The 17186-nt window shown below is 41.0% G+C and carries 13 protein-coding genes and 2 tRNA genes; 9 read left to right on the plus strand and 6 right to left on the minus strand.

Features of this window, described 5'->3' with window-relative positions; genetic code table 11:
* Together GCCT14_RS01535 and GCCT14_RS01540 are read left to right on the plus strand one after the other, a co-directional pair.
* Window positions 1-547, plus strand: a 547-nt coding sequence (locus tag GCCT14_RS01535) for a radical SAM protein (RefSeq protein WP_157952459.1), incomplete at its 5' end; no start/stop codon positions are given.
* Window positions 548-625: 78 nt separating this feature from the next.
* Window positions 626-1171, plus strand: a complete 546-nt coding sequence (locus GCCT14_RS01540) for a hypothetical protein (protein WP_157952460.1) — start codon at window positions 626-628, stop codon at window positions 1169-1171.
* Here GCCT14_RS01540 and GCCT14_RS01545 read toward each other — a convergent pair whose 3' ends face one another.
* The 4 genes from GCCT14_RS01545 to GCCT14_RS01560 are packed head-to-tail and all read right to left on the minus strand — an operon-like array spanning window position 1172 to window position 7039.
* Window positions 1172-1666 carry a hypothetical protein gene (locus GCCT14_RS01545; protein WP_108623931.1) on the minus strand — a complete coding sequence of 165 codons (495 nt, stop codon included), beginning with the start codon at window positions 1664-1666 and terminating at the stop codon, window positions 1172-1174.
* Window positions 1656-3653: an NAD-dependent DNA ligase LigA gene (ligA, locus tag GCCT14_RS01550; RefSeq protein ID WP_157952461.1), complete on the minus strand. Its 1998-nt coding sequence runs from the start codon at window positions 3651-3653 to the stop codon at window positions 1656-1658. Before ligA ends, GCCT14_RS01545 begins: the two co-directional genes overlap by 11 nt.
* Window positions 3622-5802, minus strand: coding sequence for a 1,4-alpha-glucan branching protein GlgB (gene glgB / locus GCCT14_RS01555; RefSeq protein WP_157952462.1), 2181 nt, complete (start codon window positions 5800-5802; stop codon window positions 3622-3624). The genes ligA and glgB overlap by 32 nt, the downstream gene beginning before the upstream one ends.
* Window positions 5803-5818: 16 nt before the next feature.
* Entirely contained in the window at window positions 5819-7039 is a 1221-nt protein-coding gene (locus GCCT14_RS01560; RefSeq protein WP_157952463.1) for a hypothetical protein, read from the minus strand.
* 63 nt (window positions 7040-7102) lie between these two features.
* On the opposite strand from GCCT14_RS01560, the gene GCCT14_RS01565 reads away from it, so the two are divergent.
* The 7 genes from GCCT14_RS01565 to pnp all read left to right on the plus strand — a co-directional run bounded on the left by GCCT14_RS01565 (window position 7103) and on the right by pnp (window position 14030).
* A tRNA-Val gene (locus tag GCCT14_RS01565) sits at window positions 7103-7175 on the plus strand.
* A 75-nt stretch (window positions 7176-7250) separates the two neighbouring features.
* A tRNA-Asp gene (locus GCCT14_RS01570) sits at window positions 7251-7324 on the plus strand.
* A 63-nt stretch (window positions 7325-7387) separates the two neighbouring features.
* Window positions 7388-8326: a YitT family protein gene (locus tag GCCT14_RS01575; RefSeq protein WP_108623935.1), complete on the plus strand. Its 939-nt coding sequence runs from the start codon at window positions 7388-7390 to the stop codon at window positions 8324-8326.
* 42 nt (window positions 8327-8368) lie between these two features.
* Window positions 8369-10552, plus strand: a complete 2184-nt coding sequence (locus GCCT14_RS01580) for a P-type ATPase actuator domain-containing protein (protein ID WP_108623936.1) — start codon at window positions 8369-8371, stop codon at window positions 10550-10552.
* Window positions 10553-10583: 31 nt separating this feature from the next.
* Window positions 10584-11468: a metallophosphoesterase family protein gene (locus GCCT14_RS01585; protein WP_108623937.1), complete on the plus strand. Its 885-nt coding sequence runs from the start codon at window positions 10584-10586 to the stop codon at window positions 11466-11468.
* 110 nt (window positions 11469-11578) lie between these two features.
* Window positions 11579-11848, plus strand: coding sequence for a 30S ribosomal protein S15 (gene rpsO / locus GCCT14_RS01590; RefSeq protein WP_108623939.1), 270 nt, complete (start codon window positions 11579-11581; stop codon window positions 11846-11848).
* A gap of 106 nt (window positions 11849-11954) precedes the next feature.
* Window positions 11955-14030, plus strand: a complete 2076-nt coding sequence (gene pnp, locus GCCT14_RS01595) for a polyribonucleotide nucleotidyltransferase (RefSeq protein ID WP_108623940.1) — start codon at window positions 11955-11957, stop codon at window positions 14028-14030.
* Window positions 14031-14056: 26 nt separating this feature from the next.
* On the opposite strand, the gene ftsH is transcribed toward pnp, so the two are convergent.
* Both ftsH and GCCT14_RS01605 read right to left on the minus strand, forming a co-directional pair.
* On the minus strand, window positions 14057-16828 hold the full coding sequence (gene ftsH, locus GCCT14_RS01600; protein ID WP_108623938.1) for an ATP-dependent zinc metalloprotease FtsH: 2772 nt from the start codon (window positions 16826-16828) through the stop codon (window positions 14057-14059).
* Between the two features lie 157 nt (window positions 16829-16985).
* Window positions 16986-17186: hypothetical protein (locus GCCT14_RS01605; RefSeq protein ID WP_157952464.1), on the minus strand; the 201-nt coding region annotated here is incomplete at its 5' end.

Here is a 17186-nt window from a genome sequence, read left to right on the forward strand (position 1 = left end):
AAATCACAGAAAAGATCAGCTTCTTGCGTCTCTCCCTCATGTTGACTTCATAATGGGGACAAATAACCTCCATTCACTTGTGGAGATTCTCGAAGAGCTGCTCTCACGTGGAAAAAGGGTTATTCGCATCGATGATATTTTTGAACATGATCTAGATTATAGAGTTGCAGAGAGGTCAGATAAAATAAGTGCATTTGTCTCAATTATTCGTGGATGTAACAAGTACTGCACCTACTGCATTGTTCCTTACACAAAAGGACCAGAGGTTTCTAGGCCATGCACTTCCATTCTACAAGAGTGTATAGATTTAGCTAATAGAGGATACAAGGAAGTAACCCTTCTTGGAGAAAATGTTAATGGATATGGTAAGGACAAAAAAGACGGATTTCTTTTTCATCATCTTCTAGAAAAGGTACATGAGATACCAGGGATTGAGCGTATACGTTTTATGACAAGCCACCATCCGCGGGTACGTCCCTTCACAAAGTTTTCTTCTTTGAAGCTAGGACCTTCTACGAGAACCTCTACAACACTTCCGATAGCTTGAAATCTTCCCAAAGTGTGTGAGTTCGTCCACTTTTGTCTGCAATCAGGATCAAACCGGATTCTAAAAAAGATGAATCGCATGTACACAAGAGAATCTTTTAGAGAAAAAGTTTGGAAAATCAAGAACACTTTAGAAAAAAAACATGAAATTTTAAGAAAAAAAATTCACCCAGACTTATTTCCAGATTGGGGAATTGGATCTGATTTCATTGTCGGATTTCCTAGCGAAACTGAAGAAGAATTCCTACAAACGCAACTAGCTATAGAGGAAGATAATTTCACAACATCGTTCTTCTTCATGTACAGTCCAAGGAAGGGGACGCCATCTACACGATTCCTCGACAACGTAACAAAGGAAGACAAGCTCAATAGGTTGCAAAGGTTGCTTGACTTGCACGAACGAATGTCCTCAGAACAGCGCAAAAAAGCTATCGGAAGTGTTGTAGAGGTTCTCGTAGAAGGTCCTAGCTTCAAAGAAGAAAACTTTGTGAAGGGACGTACCCGCGGATGGTGGCGTGCCATTTTACCGGGGATGACAGAGTTAACCGGAACGATACAACTTATTCGCGTGCGTGAAGTAAAGCACCTAACATTGATCGGAGACCCTCTACCACTTGTTACATAACTAACGGGATCGAAACCCGCTTCTACGATCGCACTCTTTTTTTTCAGGACATGAGTCTCTTTTGAAAATTTTTTTCACTTTGTCTTTTAAGACGTTTGTCTCTCTAGAAATTTTATTCTTCAAACGATTCAATTCTGTTTTGAAATGCTCTGTTTTTTTTGAAAACCAACATTCACTTCTACGACAACGATGCTCTCGCGAGTCGTGAGACTCGGCCCTTAAAAAACAGTGTAAAGGGCATTCCCTGCAACCGGATCCAATTTCAGAACGAGAAGCGACTTCTGAAGAAGGACGTGCAAGGGTCAATTTCTCATCAATCTCCACTTCTGACCTCTCTTGTTCAAGCGAGAGATCTTTCCCTTGTTGTACATCTTTTTCGGCAGGATCAATAACTTGCTCTACAACAGTCGAATCCTTCTCGATTTTATTGTTGGTAGTGTCTTGGCTTTGAACCACTGATAGTCCAAATAAGGCACCTAGTAGCTTACGAAACATTCTGATACACCTTCTCAAGTTTGGAAAACAACCACGCTTCATTAACGATAGCGATATTCAATGACTGAGCTTGCTCCAACTTGCCCCCTGGTGATTCCCCAACAAGCAAGTAATCAGTCTTTTGCGAGATGGAAGAAAGAACAGATCCACCTTGCTTTCGTATGAGTTCCTCAATCTCCTTTCTAGAACCTTTTTTGAAAGTCCCTGTAATAACAAATGAAAATCCAGAAAAAGGCACTGCCCCCTCCTTCTCCTTTTTTTCTGAAAAAGGACGAACTCCTAAAGCAAAAAGAGATCTTACACGCGGTTCCAAATCACTTAATACTTTGTAGGTCGATCTAGCAACCTTTCCACCGAACCCAGGAATTGACTGGAGCTCCTCGATAGACAACACTCTCAGAGCATCCCAAGAATCGCATTTCTTGGCCAATGCTCTTGCATTTCTTTTCCCAATATATGGGATCCCAAGAGCAGAAAGAAATGAGAAAAAGGGAACAAGCTTACTTTTTTCAATCGAATCAATAAGTTTTTTTGCAAGAATAGGACCACATTGAGGTAAATCTTTTAATACTTCACAATTCAAGCGGAAAAGATCGTCCCAGTCTTTAACAAGATTTCTTGAGACTAATTCTTCAATCGTACGCTTCCCAAGACCATCTATGGAAAACGAATCAGCAAAATGAATAAGTGACTGGACAAGTTTATCATGACACAAAGGATTCGAACACCTCAAAGTCATAGGGCACCCTTCCAGAACAGAGTCACATGAATGGCACTTTGTTGGTAGTTGTAACGGAACAGTTCCCTGTTGCCGAAGGTCCATATCCACTTCCAATATTTGAGGAATTATATCTCCTCCTTTGCAAATCCAAACGAAATCTCCCTCACGAACTCCTTTTTCAAAGGCCCATCCGAAATGATGAAGCGTCGCCTTAGAAACACAACTTCCATCCAAATAGACAGGGTCCAAAAGAGCGACTGGAGTAACAGCACCGCTTCTTCCAATTTGAGAAAAAATTGAACGAACTCTAGTCTTGACACGACATGCTCGATACTTAAATGCGACTCCCCATCGATAATATTGCCCTGTAGAGCCCATTTGAAGCTGATCCTCCATAGAATCAAGTTTTACTACTATTCCATCAATACGAAACGGCAAAGATTCCCTTTCTATCTCTACTTTTTGAATAAATTCAAACACCTCTTCTATAGAGGCTCCTGTCAAAGAAGGAGACGGAACAGAGACAGACCAGCTTGCAAGTTTGGTTGACATTTCCTGAACGCTCTCAACTTCTGGAGATGATAAAAAATATCCAAAAAACGATAGTTTTCTTTCGCGAACAACTTTTGGATCTAAAGATTTCAAAGATCCAGAAGTGCAATTTCTCGTGTTAGAAAAAGGCTCTAATCCCTCCTTTATTCTGCCTTCATTAATCGAATTTAATGCGGTGAAAGGCATGTGAACTTCCCCCCTAATTTCGCACGAGCCTTGTCTCATTGGAATCGTATGAGGGATCCCCGCAACTTGTTTTAAGTTCTCCGTGATTACGTCTCCTACTAGGCCATCACCTCTAGTCAATCCGCACTCAAGGCGACCGCGAATATACCAAAGAGCAACAGCACATCCATCAATCTTTACATCAGCATAGTAAGAGGGCGTCTTGCAAAGAGCTTTCTGGCATTGTTCATGGAAATGAAATAGGCCATCTCTGTCAAAAATCTTATCATACGAAAGCATTGGCCAAATGTGATTTTGTGTAGGAAAACGTCCGCTAGGTTTTTCTCCTATAAACTGCGTAGGAGAATGCTCTCCGACCCAGTCTGGATGAATACATTCCAAATTTTTGATTTTTTCTAAAAGTTGATCGTATTCTTCATCCCCTATTTCTGGGCAATCCAATGTAAAGTAAGCACGGTTATGATACCAAAGCTCTCTACATAGATCTAAGTAACGCTCATACTCCCTTGACATCGGCGCGCGATTCAAAAAAAACCTCAAAAATTAGTGTTGTATAAGGAGGCAACGACAAAGATAGCAAAGACCCATTAGGCTTTATTATTGTTCCTGTTTTATTGGATGAACCTCCATATTTTTCCAAATCTGAAGAGAAACGAGGAATCAAACTAACATTTCTAAAAAATGGCAAGTTGTAATCGTCCTGTGCTACTGGGGTGAAGTTATGAATGCAAAGCAAAGTTTGTACAGACGATTTCCTAAAATAAGCAAAAATACCTCTCTCTTTTTCATCTATATCTATCCACTCAAATCCGATTCGCACATGGTCCCATTCCCATAACGCAGGTGTAGATGTATATAGAAAGTTCAGGTCACGTAAGCATTTCCATAAATGGAAATGCGCTCCGCTTTTTTGTTCAATCCAATCCAAGCTATCTAAAACAGACCATTCATCCTTAGCTCCCCATTCTGATCCCATAAAAATCAATTTCTTACCAGGCATACACATCTGATAGGAGTACAAAAGTCTCAAATGATCGAAACGCACATCCACCTTTCCAAACATTTTTCCAAGTAAGCTACCCTTACAATGAACAACTTCATCATGTGAGAGTGGAAGCAGGAATGCTTCCAAATGCGAATAAAAAGCAGAAAAAGAAATATCTTTCCTATTTGAGCCTCGAAAATATGGGTCCAAAGCCAAATAGCGAAGTGTGTCGTGAACCCATCCCATTTGCCATTTAAAATCGAACCCCAACCCTCCCTCATAGAGGGATGCTGTCATTTTTTTCCAGTCTGTAGATTCTTCAGCTACAGTGAAGGTTCCAGGCGCACGTGAATGAGTAACCGAATTCAAATGTTTCAGAAATTCAATGCTTTCAAGGTTCTCCTTTCCGCCATACTGATTTGGACTCCAAGAACTATTTTCACGCCCATAATCCCTGTACAACATAGAAGAAACTGCGTCGACACGCAATCCATCTATATGAAGAACATTTAACCAAAAAAGAGCGCTCGCCAAAAGAAAGTTAGATACTTCGTTCCTCCCGTAGTCGAACTGCAAAGTTCCCCAATGAGGGTGAACTTGCCTGAGTGGATCTGCATCCTCAAAAAGAGGGAACCCATCAAAATTAGAAAGTGCGTGTTCGTCTGAAGCGAAATGAGCCGGAACCCAATCCAGGATAACTCCAATACCTTTTTGATGAAGAATATCGACAAATTTCTGAAATTCCTGAATTGGACCAAAGCGACTAGTAGGAGCAAAATAACCTGTTGTCTGATATCCCCAAGATTCATCCAATGGGTGTTCACAAACAGGTAGAAGTTCTACATGTGTCATACCAAGCTGACTTACATAGTCACTCAAATCTTGAGCTATTTTTTCATATGATAAAAATGTTCCAGACGAAGAACGTTTCCATGAACCTAGATGAACCTCATAAATGGCAATAGGTTGATCTCTATAGCTGCTGGATATTCGTCTCTCCATCCACTTTTGATCATTCCAGCAATAACTTTTCCACTTGTTATTGATTACAGAAGAAGTTGCAGGTCTCTCCTCAAACTGAAACCCAAAAGGGTCTAATTTAAAATTGATATGTCCCTTTTGATTAATAGCAAATTTATAACGTTCTCCTTCTTTTAGTCTCGGAATAAAAAGAGTCCAAATACCAGATGTATGTCTATTCATAGGGAAAACTTCAGCTTCCCAAAGTGAAAAGTCTCCTACTACTGAAACACCGTTAGCACGCGGTGCCCAAACAGAAAAAAGAACCCCCTCTACTCCATCCATCACGCTAGAGTGTGCACCTAGCTTTTGAAAAATTTCGTAATGCACTCCCCTTCCAAAAAGATAAGCATCAAGCTCAGAAAATACACAACGAAACCTATACGGGTCTTCTATCCATTGACCATTCGGCATGCAAATTAAGTAAGACAAAGACGAAGCAAAAGGCAAATCAGAACAATCCAACTCAAACAACCCAACCATGCCATCTCTGGCTTCAAGACGCACGATATTTCCCTGACAACTAATTGAAAGAGAAAGTTGATTAGGCCTCCATACACGAATCAGACTTCGTCCATTAACACAATGAAACCCTAAAAAATCGTGCGGAGAGCAATGCATGCCTCTTTGCAAGGCATTCAAATCATCATTTTCGATCGACGGCCTAAACAATCTCAGGCTCCCGGGACTAATGTTCGAAACGATCGAAACAGTAGACGTCACCCTCTTTAAAAAAGAATGGCACTGGTTCAGATCCAACAACATGATACATACCGGGTCCACCCCCTTTTCTGGTAGCGCGAAAGACACGAACCTCTGGAGGGAAAACAAAATAACAGAAATTAGTTTGGTCTATTTTTAGCAGGCAACTTCTTAACCTACAATTAGACCAGATAATGCTAAAAGATCCAAATGGCAGCAAAAAACTTCTCAACCGACCAGCTGTTGACCATTTAGGACGCTCAGGAAGAACAAACAAAGTTGACTCATCAAGTCTCACTAAAGAATCAATAATTGACTTGCCAACATATGAAAGAATATTAAGCGGACTGCCATACCCCTTAAAGAACGGACCTGCTCCATAGAAGCGTTGATCCTGCCAGAAAGGCACCATTGTCGTTGAAAAGTGGTATCTCCAAACAGAAACAAAATCTGTATGAATCAATTCTTGATCTGAAACAGTACACTCGACACAACCTACAACATCAGAAGGAAGAAGTTTAGAGAGAGCGTAAAGGCAAGGAAAAATATCTTCCCGAGAACATCTCTTGTCAAAGGTGTGAAAACACTTCTTTTTATGTGATCCAAATGAAAGACGCGGAAGAACTATCTGTGGATGATCATATACATCCTTTTTGCTCATTCGATGCGTTCCATCTATAAAAAGCTCTATTGCTTCACCTCGAGTTAGATTTCCAATCTGAACCCCAGACTCATAGTCAACAGAAATAGAGGTTCCTCTTGCAAAGGAAAAAAGACAACTTAATTGAGAACTTCCCATTTGAAAAAATAAAACGGAAACATTCTTTTTAACTTGCAAAGTAACAATAATTCTTTGACGATCCCAATCACACTCTACACGAAAGTTGTCTATTTCATGTTCGGTTGTAACTCTCCATGTACAAATTGGACGCAATTCCTCTCCACGAACGTCGAAAAAAGAAATAAGAGCTGGAAAAATCTGAACAACAAAAAATGTGCAAGGAACCCAATAGAAACATCCTGACTGTTCACTAACGGACATGTAAGAAAGGAAAACAGGAACTGAAAAAGCTATCATGAAAGAATCAAGAATGTAAAAATCTATCCATGTTGGGAGGAAAGTAAAAATAAAGCAAGCGACAAAATAAAGATTTTTTGTAAAATCATGTTTTTTCACACTGCAAAAATAAGTTTTTTTTGCTTCCAATATTGTCACCCTTGAACTTGGCCACAATCAGCTTATCTGCTAAACTGCGAGCGGCCACTGCTAGGGTGCATAGCTCAGTGGTTAGAGCATCTGCCTTACAAGCAGAGGGTCACAGGTTCAAATCCTGTTGCACCCAATCTGGGCCGAGTTAATGATATTTTTTAGGGGCAATGGGGCAGTTTTCATTTTTCAGTTGATTGTGGTCGTTTGTGCGGGGGTAGTTCAATTGGTTAGAGCGCTGGCCTGTCACGCCGGAGGTTGCGGGTTCGAGCCCCGTCTCTCGCGAATGATCACGTCTTATGTGCCTCTTCCATTCTCTCAAACCAAAAAGTGAGGGGAATGTAGAGCATGGTCTCCACATCAGACAAGCAAGGCTCAGCCCTTATAAGAGGATTTTCTCGGCTCTCTTCGTATGTTTTCATCGCGATCGGGTCATTCGTTACAGCTTTCGCTCTTCATTTTTTTCTACTCCCAAATAAGTTGATTGATGGTGGAACAGTCGGTCTTGCAATCTTGATCACGCAAGCCTTTGAAATTCCGTCCAAGTTGCCGTTCGTTGTATTGATTCTTTCGGCTCCCTTTGTCGCCTTGGCTCACAGACACATTGGTAAGCAGTTCGTAATGCGAATGTTTTTCGCTGCATCTAGTTTTTCTTTGTGCCTTTATTTCTTGGAGGGGTTTGATAAGCACTTTACTGGTGACATATTGGAGATCGTTGTTTTTGGTGGAATTGCATTAGGGTGTGGCATTGGATTGATAATTAGACATGGAGCCTGTTTGGACGGGAGTGAAATTGTAGCGGTTTTAGTGAATCGCCGCTTCGGGTATACCGTAGGTCAGGTAATATTAGCCTCTAACGTTTTGATCTTTGCCATTGCTGGATTCATATATTCTGATTGGAATTCTGCCCTTAGATCTCTCATGACGTATTTTGTTGCCTACAAAATCATCGATATGGTTCTGCAAGGTTTCGACGAAGTTAAAACTGTCACAATAATTTCCAAGAAATCCAAAGAAGTGACAGAAGCTCTCATCAGAGATGTGGGGGTTGGAATTACTGTCATGTACGGAAAAGGAGGATGTTCTGGAGACAACAGAGAGATTTTATATATCATAATAGAGCGGCTTCAGCTTGTTGAATTGAAGTCTGTTGTCCTCCGTGAAGATCCAGAGGCATTCATTGCAATAGGAGATTTGCACGAAATTGTGACAGGATCTGGTGCTAGTAATGTGCTAGTAAACCGAAAAAAAAGAAAAAAAACCACCACACACACGGCATCAAAATAGCACTTCAGCTATTTGCTGAAGGAATAGAATCGTCTGGAGAAAATGTTTAAGGCACTCTTTAGGGTACGCAGTCCTAGTACAGTTCATTACGAAACAGTGCTCAACAATGAAATCGCATCACTCCCACGATTTCGCAAAATCGGTATCAACCCTCTTTCCCATACCTTTCTTGTTGCATATGAGTGTGATGTTTTAGACACTGATTATCTTATTAGTTTATTCGAAGAGAAAGGAATCTTCTGCTCACTTGAGTGGTGGTGCGAAGATACATTCTATGGGACGACCAAAAAGGCACTAAAAACTTTACGTGGGAGCGGTATTCGTATACTAGCACTTCTTGGATTCACTTTTTTTCAAGAACTGTGGAACGGAAATAGTGATTATTCCTTCCTTATTTCATATCTTGGACTTGGAGATCTGTATTGGACTATTTCTCAACCAGGATTACTGAATCGTCTCCCGAAAGTTATAGAATCTCACCTGAATTGCGTTTATTTTTACTTCTCGCTTTCTTTTTTGTTGAAATTAAGCGGAGGATTGTTCTTTCCATATCTATCGTTTCTTCAATTGCTCTTTATAATATTTAATACAACTATATTTCTTCATACTGACCTAGTCTTGACTCTTACACACAGACAAGATCTTGATCATTTATGGGAACAAGTAAAAGTTATCAGAAATGGGATTCACGATATAATTGAAGTTCCCATTGATACTCTTGTTGGCGGAGAATTCGCGCTTATCCAAATAGGAGATTTGTTTCCTACAGATGGCACTATAACCTCTGGTGCTACGCTAGTTGACGATTCATGGTTAGACGGTAAAACTAACTCTTCCGCCAAGTATGAAGGAGATCAAGTTCTTTCAGGAAGTAGAAACTTAACTTCGTCAATTTTAATGCTGACAAAATGTTCCAGGAAGCATTCTTTGTTCAATAAAATTCACGAAAACTTGCTGCCCAGGCAAACAAACGAAGAGCGCAGACGTGAATTCACCCTTTCAATTTTACCATTTATAACGCTTATCGTACTGAGCCAATTTTTGAATAATGCGATAAAGGGCCCTCACCCTTTGACTGTATCTGCCCTCCGCATCACGCTGGAACGAATAGTACATGGACTTCCTATATTAGGGTTCGTTTCTCTCTCATTCACCGATACTTTTACTCGAAGAAAGATCTTGGAGAATCATCCTGAAATTCACATCCCCAAGCTTTCTTCTTTTTTAAGTCCTATCCGACAAATTTTCTTTAAAAAGGAATTCTTAACACGAAAACGAGCCCTCCTTAATGACATTCTAACATTACCATCAGCAATTTCCATTGAACTAACGTTTCACTCTTCCTTTTCGAAAGGAGCAGTTCTCTTGATAGCTTCCAGCATCCAACGCCATGTCAACCCAGAACTTGCACAGGCACTATTCGATGTTTACATCCCACATTCAACTCAAAAAAAACCTAAGGAGGCAATTGAGGTTGTTTCTTCAATGCTCTCTTTCTCGACAATTGATCATGGGCAAGGAATAGAGACATGTTTTCGTGGATCAAAAATCTTGATGGGGTCTCCAGGCTGGATCTCTCAAAAGGGAAAAGTAGATCTATCAATGATCCGAGATTGGATAGATACATCTATGATCAAGGGTGAACATGTAGAAATTATGTCTCTTGAAGGTGCAGTGATCGCTGCATTTGCATTTACTGAACAACGTCTCGCTAATTCAAATTCAATTTTAGATTCAATACAACAAGCAAAATGCACGCCAGTTCTTTGCATTGATCAACCAAAAGGTCCATTTGCAGAAGAGCTTAAGCTTATTTTCAATATCGATGCTATTCACCCTAAAGAGCTTCCTGAAGTCATTTTTGAATTAGGGAAAAAGGCTGCATGTGTTGAGAGGCCTTCCATGACGAACAGTCAAGAATGTTATTCTTCTTGTGTTGAAATTGTCACATTAAAGGAGAGGGCAAACGACTCTTTTCCGATTCAAATCGTCCCCCAAAAAGAAGAACATGTCGGAATTGCGATTTGGTTAGTCAATCAATACATTCGCATTCGCAATCTAAATATATTGTTGTCATATTCTTTGGGAGTTTTGTCCAGCTATATTCCTCTTTTAACCACAACTACAATGCGTGAACTATCATTAATTCTTCTTCAACTATTCGGAGTTATGTTGATTGTTATCACTTCTACACAAACTTCTCGAATGAGCCCTGAAAGAAGATAATTTTTTTTACTTCTCCAAAGGGACATTTCTCATGAATCAACCAAATCCTATGCGTCTTGCACATCTTTCCGATCTTCACTTTTTTACACAAGAATGGAACTGTGAACTGTTTACCTCTCACAAATGTAGAAGCTTGTTTTCTCAGTTGCACTCAATTGCTTCTTTTTCCTCACGTAGACAACGTAAAGGGCACTCTGAAGCGCTTCTTGTTTTCCTACAAAAAAGAGCACACCTGTTAGATTGTCTACTGATTTCAGGGGATCTCACAACCAAAGGCTCTGCAAAAGAGTGTCAGTTAGCGTTGGAATGGCTAAAAAAACTCGACTCAATTCCTCAACTAATTCTTCCAGGCAATCACGATATTTTTCAAAAGAGAGATGGGCGAAACCCGTTCACGAGGCTTTTAGAACGAAATGCATTTTCATTTTCAGTAGACGATTTCTTGGAAAAAGGCCTCACTCTTGTTCGTTTTCCAAATGGATGGACAGGGATATGCCTTGACTTGACAAATACAAAGATAGGCCATGCGCAAGGCATCTTCTCTGAACAACTGGAAAAAAACCTGGAAATAGCTTTGCAAGAAGTCAACGAACCATGTGTAGTAATTGGCCATTTCCCTACAACAAATCTAAGAAACCATTGGAGACTTCTTTTAAGAAACGAACATCTAAACAACTGTTTATTGAACTCACCTCACGTAAAAATCTATCTACACGGACACACGCACGAGCTTCACCATAGAATTTGGACAAATGGGAAAAGAGAACTTATTTCATTCGATAGTGGTTCTTCATTACTAGGAAGAAATCCAACTTGGTGCATTTACAAATTACTGCCAGAATTAATGAAAGCAGATTGCTACCAACTAGAAAAGGGAGCTCCATTAAAGTTAGGGTCCTTTACAAAGAGATTGTGATCAGCACGCCCCCATGGTGAACTTGATTTTTTAGTAGAAATCAGGTAGAGTTTTAATCCCACGGCGGTTGGGTTTGTCTTGTGGCGCGATTGGGAGGCCGAGAGCAGAAGATGTCTCTGGATAAAAGAACGAAAGACGAAATTTTGAAGCGGTTTCAGCTCCACGAAAAAGATACAGGGTCGGCTGATGTGCAGATCGCTATTCTCAGCGAAAAGATAGCTGAGATGTCTGAACATTGCAAAAAGAACACGAAAGATCGCAGTGCTAGACTCGCGCTTCTCAAGCTTGTTGCGGCCAGACGTAGGCTTCTCGAATATCTAAATTCTACTGACACAAAGAGGTACCGTTCTCTTATTTCGCGATTAAATCTTCGTCGATAGTTTGTACCTTTCGATGATGAGGTGGGGATGTTTTTATTCCTTTTTTCGATTCGTCCCCTAGAGACCGCGCTATCTCTCTTTGATCATATCTCTACAGAGAGTTTTCATGACTAAAAAACGAGTGCGGTTTGAAATCTGCGGGAAAGAGATTTCTTTTGAAACTGGTGAGATTGCTAGACAATCCGGTGGGGCGATTTTAGCTCGCTGTGGTGAAACAGTTGTCTTCTCTTCTATCTGTCAATCTAGGTCTCCCCAAGAGGGGGCGTGTTTTTGTCCTTTACGGGTTGATTATCAAGAAAAGTTTTCTTCAATTGGTAAAACTGTAGGAGGCTTCATCAAAAGAGAGGGGCGACCATCTGAAAAAGAGGTCTTAGTTTCCCGCTTAATTGATCGTTCTTTGCGTCCTACATTTTTGAAAGGCTTTTCCTATGAAGTTCAGAGTCTTTCCATTGTGTGGTCGTATGACAGATCCAATTTACCTGATACTCTTGCGATATGTGCGAGTAGTGCTGCATTGGCGGTTTCTTCTACACCGGTTCAGACTCAGGTTGGGGCCGTACGAGTTGCCCTAACTGGGGATCATCGTTGGATTGTTAATCCGTCTGCATCTGAGCTGAGTCATACCTTATTTGATTGCACTTTTTCCGGTACTCCTTATGGCTTAACGATGGTAGAGGGTCATGGAAAGCCTGTTTCTGAGTCTCTTCTTTTAGAGGCTGCTGAGGTTGCTATGAAGTCGATCCAAACAATTTGCAATGCGATCGAAGAACTAAGGGAAATAGGCAAAGAGAAAATTCCTTTTTCCTGTGAAATAGATACGGAAATTGAGAGTCAAATTCGTTCTGAATGGGGTGAAAAAATACACCAGACGCTTCGCTTGTCAGACAAGATAATTCGTCAGGATGCTCTTCACCAATTGAGACATGATCTGTCTTCTTCTTTCTCTGAAGATAAGCAGCCTTCTTGTTCGCATAGCTTCGATAAAATTTTGCGTGACGAATTGAAGACCTCTCTTCTTAAAGATAGTTGTCGTTTAGATGGTCGTAAACCAGAAGAGATTCGCCCTATTCAGGCTCGGTTAGGACATCTTCCTTGCGTGCATGGGTCGGCTATTTTCACTCGTGGTGAAACTCAATCTGTTGCTGTTTGCACTCTTGGAAGCGAGCAGATGTCGCAACGTTTTGAGACTTTAGATGGTGAAGGATCTCAGCGTTTCTATTTGCACTACTTCTTTCCAAGTTTTTGTGTAGGAGAAGTTGGTAAGATTGGAAGCCCGGGACGTCGTGAGTTAGGTCATGGTAAACTTGCCGAAAGGGCTCTCACTGCCGTCCTTCCTGAGAAGTCTGTCTTTCCATACGTAATTAGAATTGAATCCACAATCACAGAATCTAGCGGATCGAGTTCTATGGCTTCCGTCTGTGGTGGATGTTTAGCTTTGATCGATGCTGGCGTACCAATTCAAGAGCCTGTTGCAGGTATTGCTATGGGACTTCTTTTATCACCTGAAACAGGTGAAGCAGAAGCAATCTTGAGTGACATATCTGAATTAGAAGATATGCTTGGAGATATGGATTTCAAGTTAGCAGGAACATCAAAGGGTTTCACAGCTTTACAAATGGATGTAAAAGTGCGTGGAATACCTATCTCAGTTTTGCAAAGAGCGATCTCTCAAGCTGGGAAAGGTGTAAGTTCAATACTTGGTAAAATGGTAGAAAAATGCCCTCAAACAAGAAGAGAGCTACCAGATCACGTACCTCGAATCGAAACAGTAAAGATTCCGATAAATAAAATTGCGGTTTTGATTGGATCTAACGGACGTACGATTCGTTCTATCTGTGAACAAAGTCAAGCTGACCTAAACATAGAGGACGGAACGGGAATAGTCTACATCTCTGCCCCCTCGAAGGAGTCGATCATTAAAGCTAAAAAAATGATTGAGGCCTTAACTATCGATGTAGAAGTCGGGAAAATATATCACGGAAAAGTCAAATCGGTAGCAGCTTTCGGTCTTTTCATTGAAGTCATGCCTGGCAAAGAAGGACTGTGTCACGTATCTGAAATGATCTCTACGGGCTCAAGCTCACTACAATCCTACAGGGTAGGCGATAAAGTTGATGTTAAGGTTTTGGAAATCAATGCCAAAGGTCAAATCAGGCTTACACAACGCACTCAATCAAGGTAAAGGGAACAACTAAGTTCCCTTTCACTTCACTTCTTCTCCCCGTCCTTGTCAGGTGAACCACTCTTTTCCTGAATAGGGTGGGAGGGTTGAGTGGTTTCTTTCTCTTTTCCGTCCTTATCTTTTTTGTCCTTATTATCTTTTCCATCTTCATTGTCATGATCGATGTTTTCTGTATTGATCGGAGTCAGTGTTTCCGCAGATTTGCGTTTCTTTTCTGAATCGAATGTACCCAAAATCACTTCTTCCAATTCATGGCTATCTAATGTCTCGAACTCAATCAAAAGATCTGAAAGTTTCTGAAGAAGTGCTTTTTTCTCTTGGAGAATCTTTTCGGAAGTCTTCTTAGCTTCAGTTAGAATCGCAAAGATCTCCTTATCGATTTCTCGAAGCGTATCATCAGAGCGCACAGAAGATGATAGAGATCCACCTAATCCTGCTCTTTCTGACTTGTCTTCAAGAGTGATAGGGCCAAATTTCTTAGACATACCCCATTCACACACCATGCGACGAGCAATCTCTGTAGCACGTTCAATATCGTTTTGAGCTCCGCTAGATATATCTCCAATCAAGATCTCTTCAGCACATCGTCCACCAAAGAGCATGGCAAGAATGTGACCAAGTTCCTCTCTTTTGTACCCTGTTCGGTTCTTTGTTGGGAGAGTGTAAGTGGCGCCCAAGGCTAACCCTCTTGGAATAATCGTGACCTTCTCTACTGGATCACAATGGGAAAGAGATTTTCCAACAATAGCATGACCAGCTTCATGGACAGCAGTCGTCCAACGAGCGTCTTGATCCAGCTCGAAACTCTTCCTCTCCTTACCAAAAAACACTTTATCTCTAGCTTCTCGTGCATCGCAATCTTCGACAATTTCAGATGAACGATGAACAGCAAGAAGAGCCGCCTCATTCAAAACGTTCTCCAAATCAGCTCCAGAAGCGCCTGGAGTCGAACGAGCAATTTTCATGAGATCGACATCAGGTGAAATCTTAATTTTCTTAGCATGAAGCTGAAGAATCTCATGACGACCACGAATATCAGGTAGATCAATAACTACTCTCCGATCAAATCTACCAGGCCTAAGAAGAGCTTTATCCAAGACATCTGGACGGTTCGTTGCCGCCATGAGGATAATACCTTCGTTACTCTCAAAACCATCCATCTCGACAAGAAGCTGATTCAAAGTCTGCTCTCTTTCGTCGTTTCCACCTCCAACTCCGACCCCTCTATGACGACCCACTGCATCAATTTCGTCCATGAATACAATGCAAGGAGCATGACGTCTCGCTTGGTCAAATGTATCTCGTACACGACTAGCACCTACTCCAACAAACATCTCAACAAAGTCAGACCCAGACATCGAGAAGAAAGGCCTATCAGCTTCACCTGCAACGGCTTTCGCTATCAAAGTCTTACCAGTTCCAGGTGGCCCAACACACAAAATGCCCTTCGGTATACGAGCACCAATCGCAAGAAAAGGTTGAGGATTCTTTAGAAAAGAGACAATCTCCTGTAATTCGGCTTTAGCTTCTTCCACTCCAGCCACATCTTGAAACGTAATCTTAGAGGTGCCCTTCTGCATAAGACGAGCCGGAGAGCGTCCAAAAGTAATCGCACCTCCACTCATCCCCTTCAATTGCTTTGAAAAAGAAACCACTAAGAAAATCAACATGATGAGAAAAGGAAACAGTGTCATCACGTAATTGAGATAATTCGGAGAGAGTTCTTGGCTACGAAACGTTGTTTCTAAAACACGACTCCTGACCTGGTCAGGAATTTTGAAGGAATGTCCCTTGTTAAATTGGAACTGGTCCCAAGTTTGCGATGCCTGAGCAAACCAAATACTAAATCGATCTGGATCTTGTTCAGATAATTCGCGACTAGATAAAACCGAATCCTCAAAGAACCAAATCGATTCATCTTCCTGAGTAAGGGCAGAATCAAGTTGAATTTGTAGAGGGATAAGTTTCTGGCCTACTTCAATTATCCTATTCAAAGAGTCGTAATAGTCACGAATCGAACGAACCTTCGCTTCCTGACTCCAACTAATTGGATCCTCCAATCCATGTGCAACAACAGAGAGATGATCAAAAATTGACCTAAGAGCGTGTACATGCTCTTGAATTCCACGATAATTTTCCGCTTCCTCTAAAAGAGAAGATGCCGCACGAAGATGAGCCTTTAAAGATTCAGAGGCGATTCCAAGCACAGGTGATTGCAACTCTTCATAAAACTCTTGAAGAAGCTGACGAGTCGCAGGAACATCAGATAGGCGAGGTGCAGATATAAATCCCCCAAAACGTTCCACAACAAAATCAAAAGAAAGAAACTGTTGAAAAGGCCTTTGATCACAAATTATTCCATCAACCAATTCTGGAAGCTTATGAGAGGGAGGAACAAGAATAACCCTACCCCTCTGCGAATTCGCAAAACGAATAGAAACAAAATAATTCCAAGCAAGAATTGACGCTTCTTTAGCTTCTTTCAATTTAGAAAGAAGACGATTCTTCCTCCCTTGCAATTGAAAATTCTCATTCAAAAGGTTCAAAAACTGAAATTTCTTCTCAGCTCGATCTGGCAATTCATCCCGATAACGACCATGCAATGTTACAAGACCATGGTTAAGGGCAATCTTTCTAGACTCCTCTGGATGAATCAACTCAAGATTCACGAGATGTTCCAGCTGATGTGGGAAGGATAGTTGAGCATAGGAGAGGCTGAAGAATCCCTGTAAAAAAGAAACTCCGACCAGAGCTAATGCAATAAGAATGAAAAACCCACTCGGGATCCGTTTCTTCACTTGTTCATTCCTCCCTCAGCTAAAAAACAGAGCAAAATAACGAAAGAAAACCCTCACGCAAACGGCTCAATCATACAACAGATAGCTTTAAACTTCTCCAAAGAGTAGGAGGACTAGATAAGGATTGGCAGGAACAAAGAATAATATAAAAAAACTTCTACCCCTCTTCAGAATCAATAAGAGTCGTTTCTGAACACGCCATCTTACCTAAACTAGTTGATCCTGAATGTTGAACAAGTGGATTATTTCTGGTTCCAATTGAGTAGAGAGAGTCATAAACGGGGAACAGTCCAATCAAAGAGACAGAAAAGAGAGGGGCAAGCAAGGCAACATATGAAAGCCCGAAAGCTTGGAAAAT

The sequence above is a fragment of the Candidatus Similichlamydia epinepheli genome (assembly GCF_003056015.1).

Excerpts from the sequence above, each read along its gene's own strand:
- GCCT14_RS01540 (WP_157952460.1), top strand. The coding sequence starts at position 626 with ATGTACACAAGAGAATCTTTTAGAGAAAAAGTTTGGAAAATCAAGAAC.
- GCCT14_RS01545 (WP_108623931.1), bottom strand. The coding sequence starts at position 1,666 with ATGTTTCGTAAGCTACTAGGTGCCTTATTTGGACTATCAGTGGTTCAA.
- GCCT14_RS01575 (WP_108623935.1), top strand. The coding sequence starts at position 7,388 with ATGGTCTCCACATCAGACAAGCAAGGCTCAGCCCTTATAAGAGGATTT.
- GCCT14_RS01580 (WP_108623936.1), top strand. The coding sequence starts at position 8,369 with ATGTTTAAGGCACTCTTTAGGGTACGCAGTCCTAGTACAGTTCATTAC.
- GCCT14_RS01585 (WP_108623937.1), top strand. The coding sequence starts at position 10,584 with ATGAATCAACCAAATCCTATGCGTCTTGCACATCTTTCCGATCTTCAC.
- rpsO (WP_108623939.1), top strand. The coding sequence starts at position 11,579 with ATGTCTCTGGATAAAAGAACGAAAGACGAAATTTTGAAGCGGTTTCAG.
- pnp (WP_108623940.1), top strand. The coding sequence starts at position 11,955 with ATGACTAAAAAACGAGTGCGGTTTGAAATCTGCGGGAAAGAGATTTCT.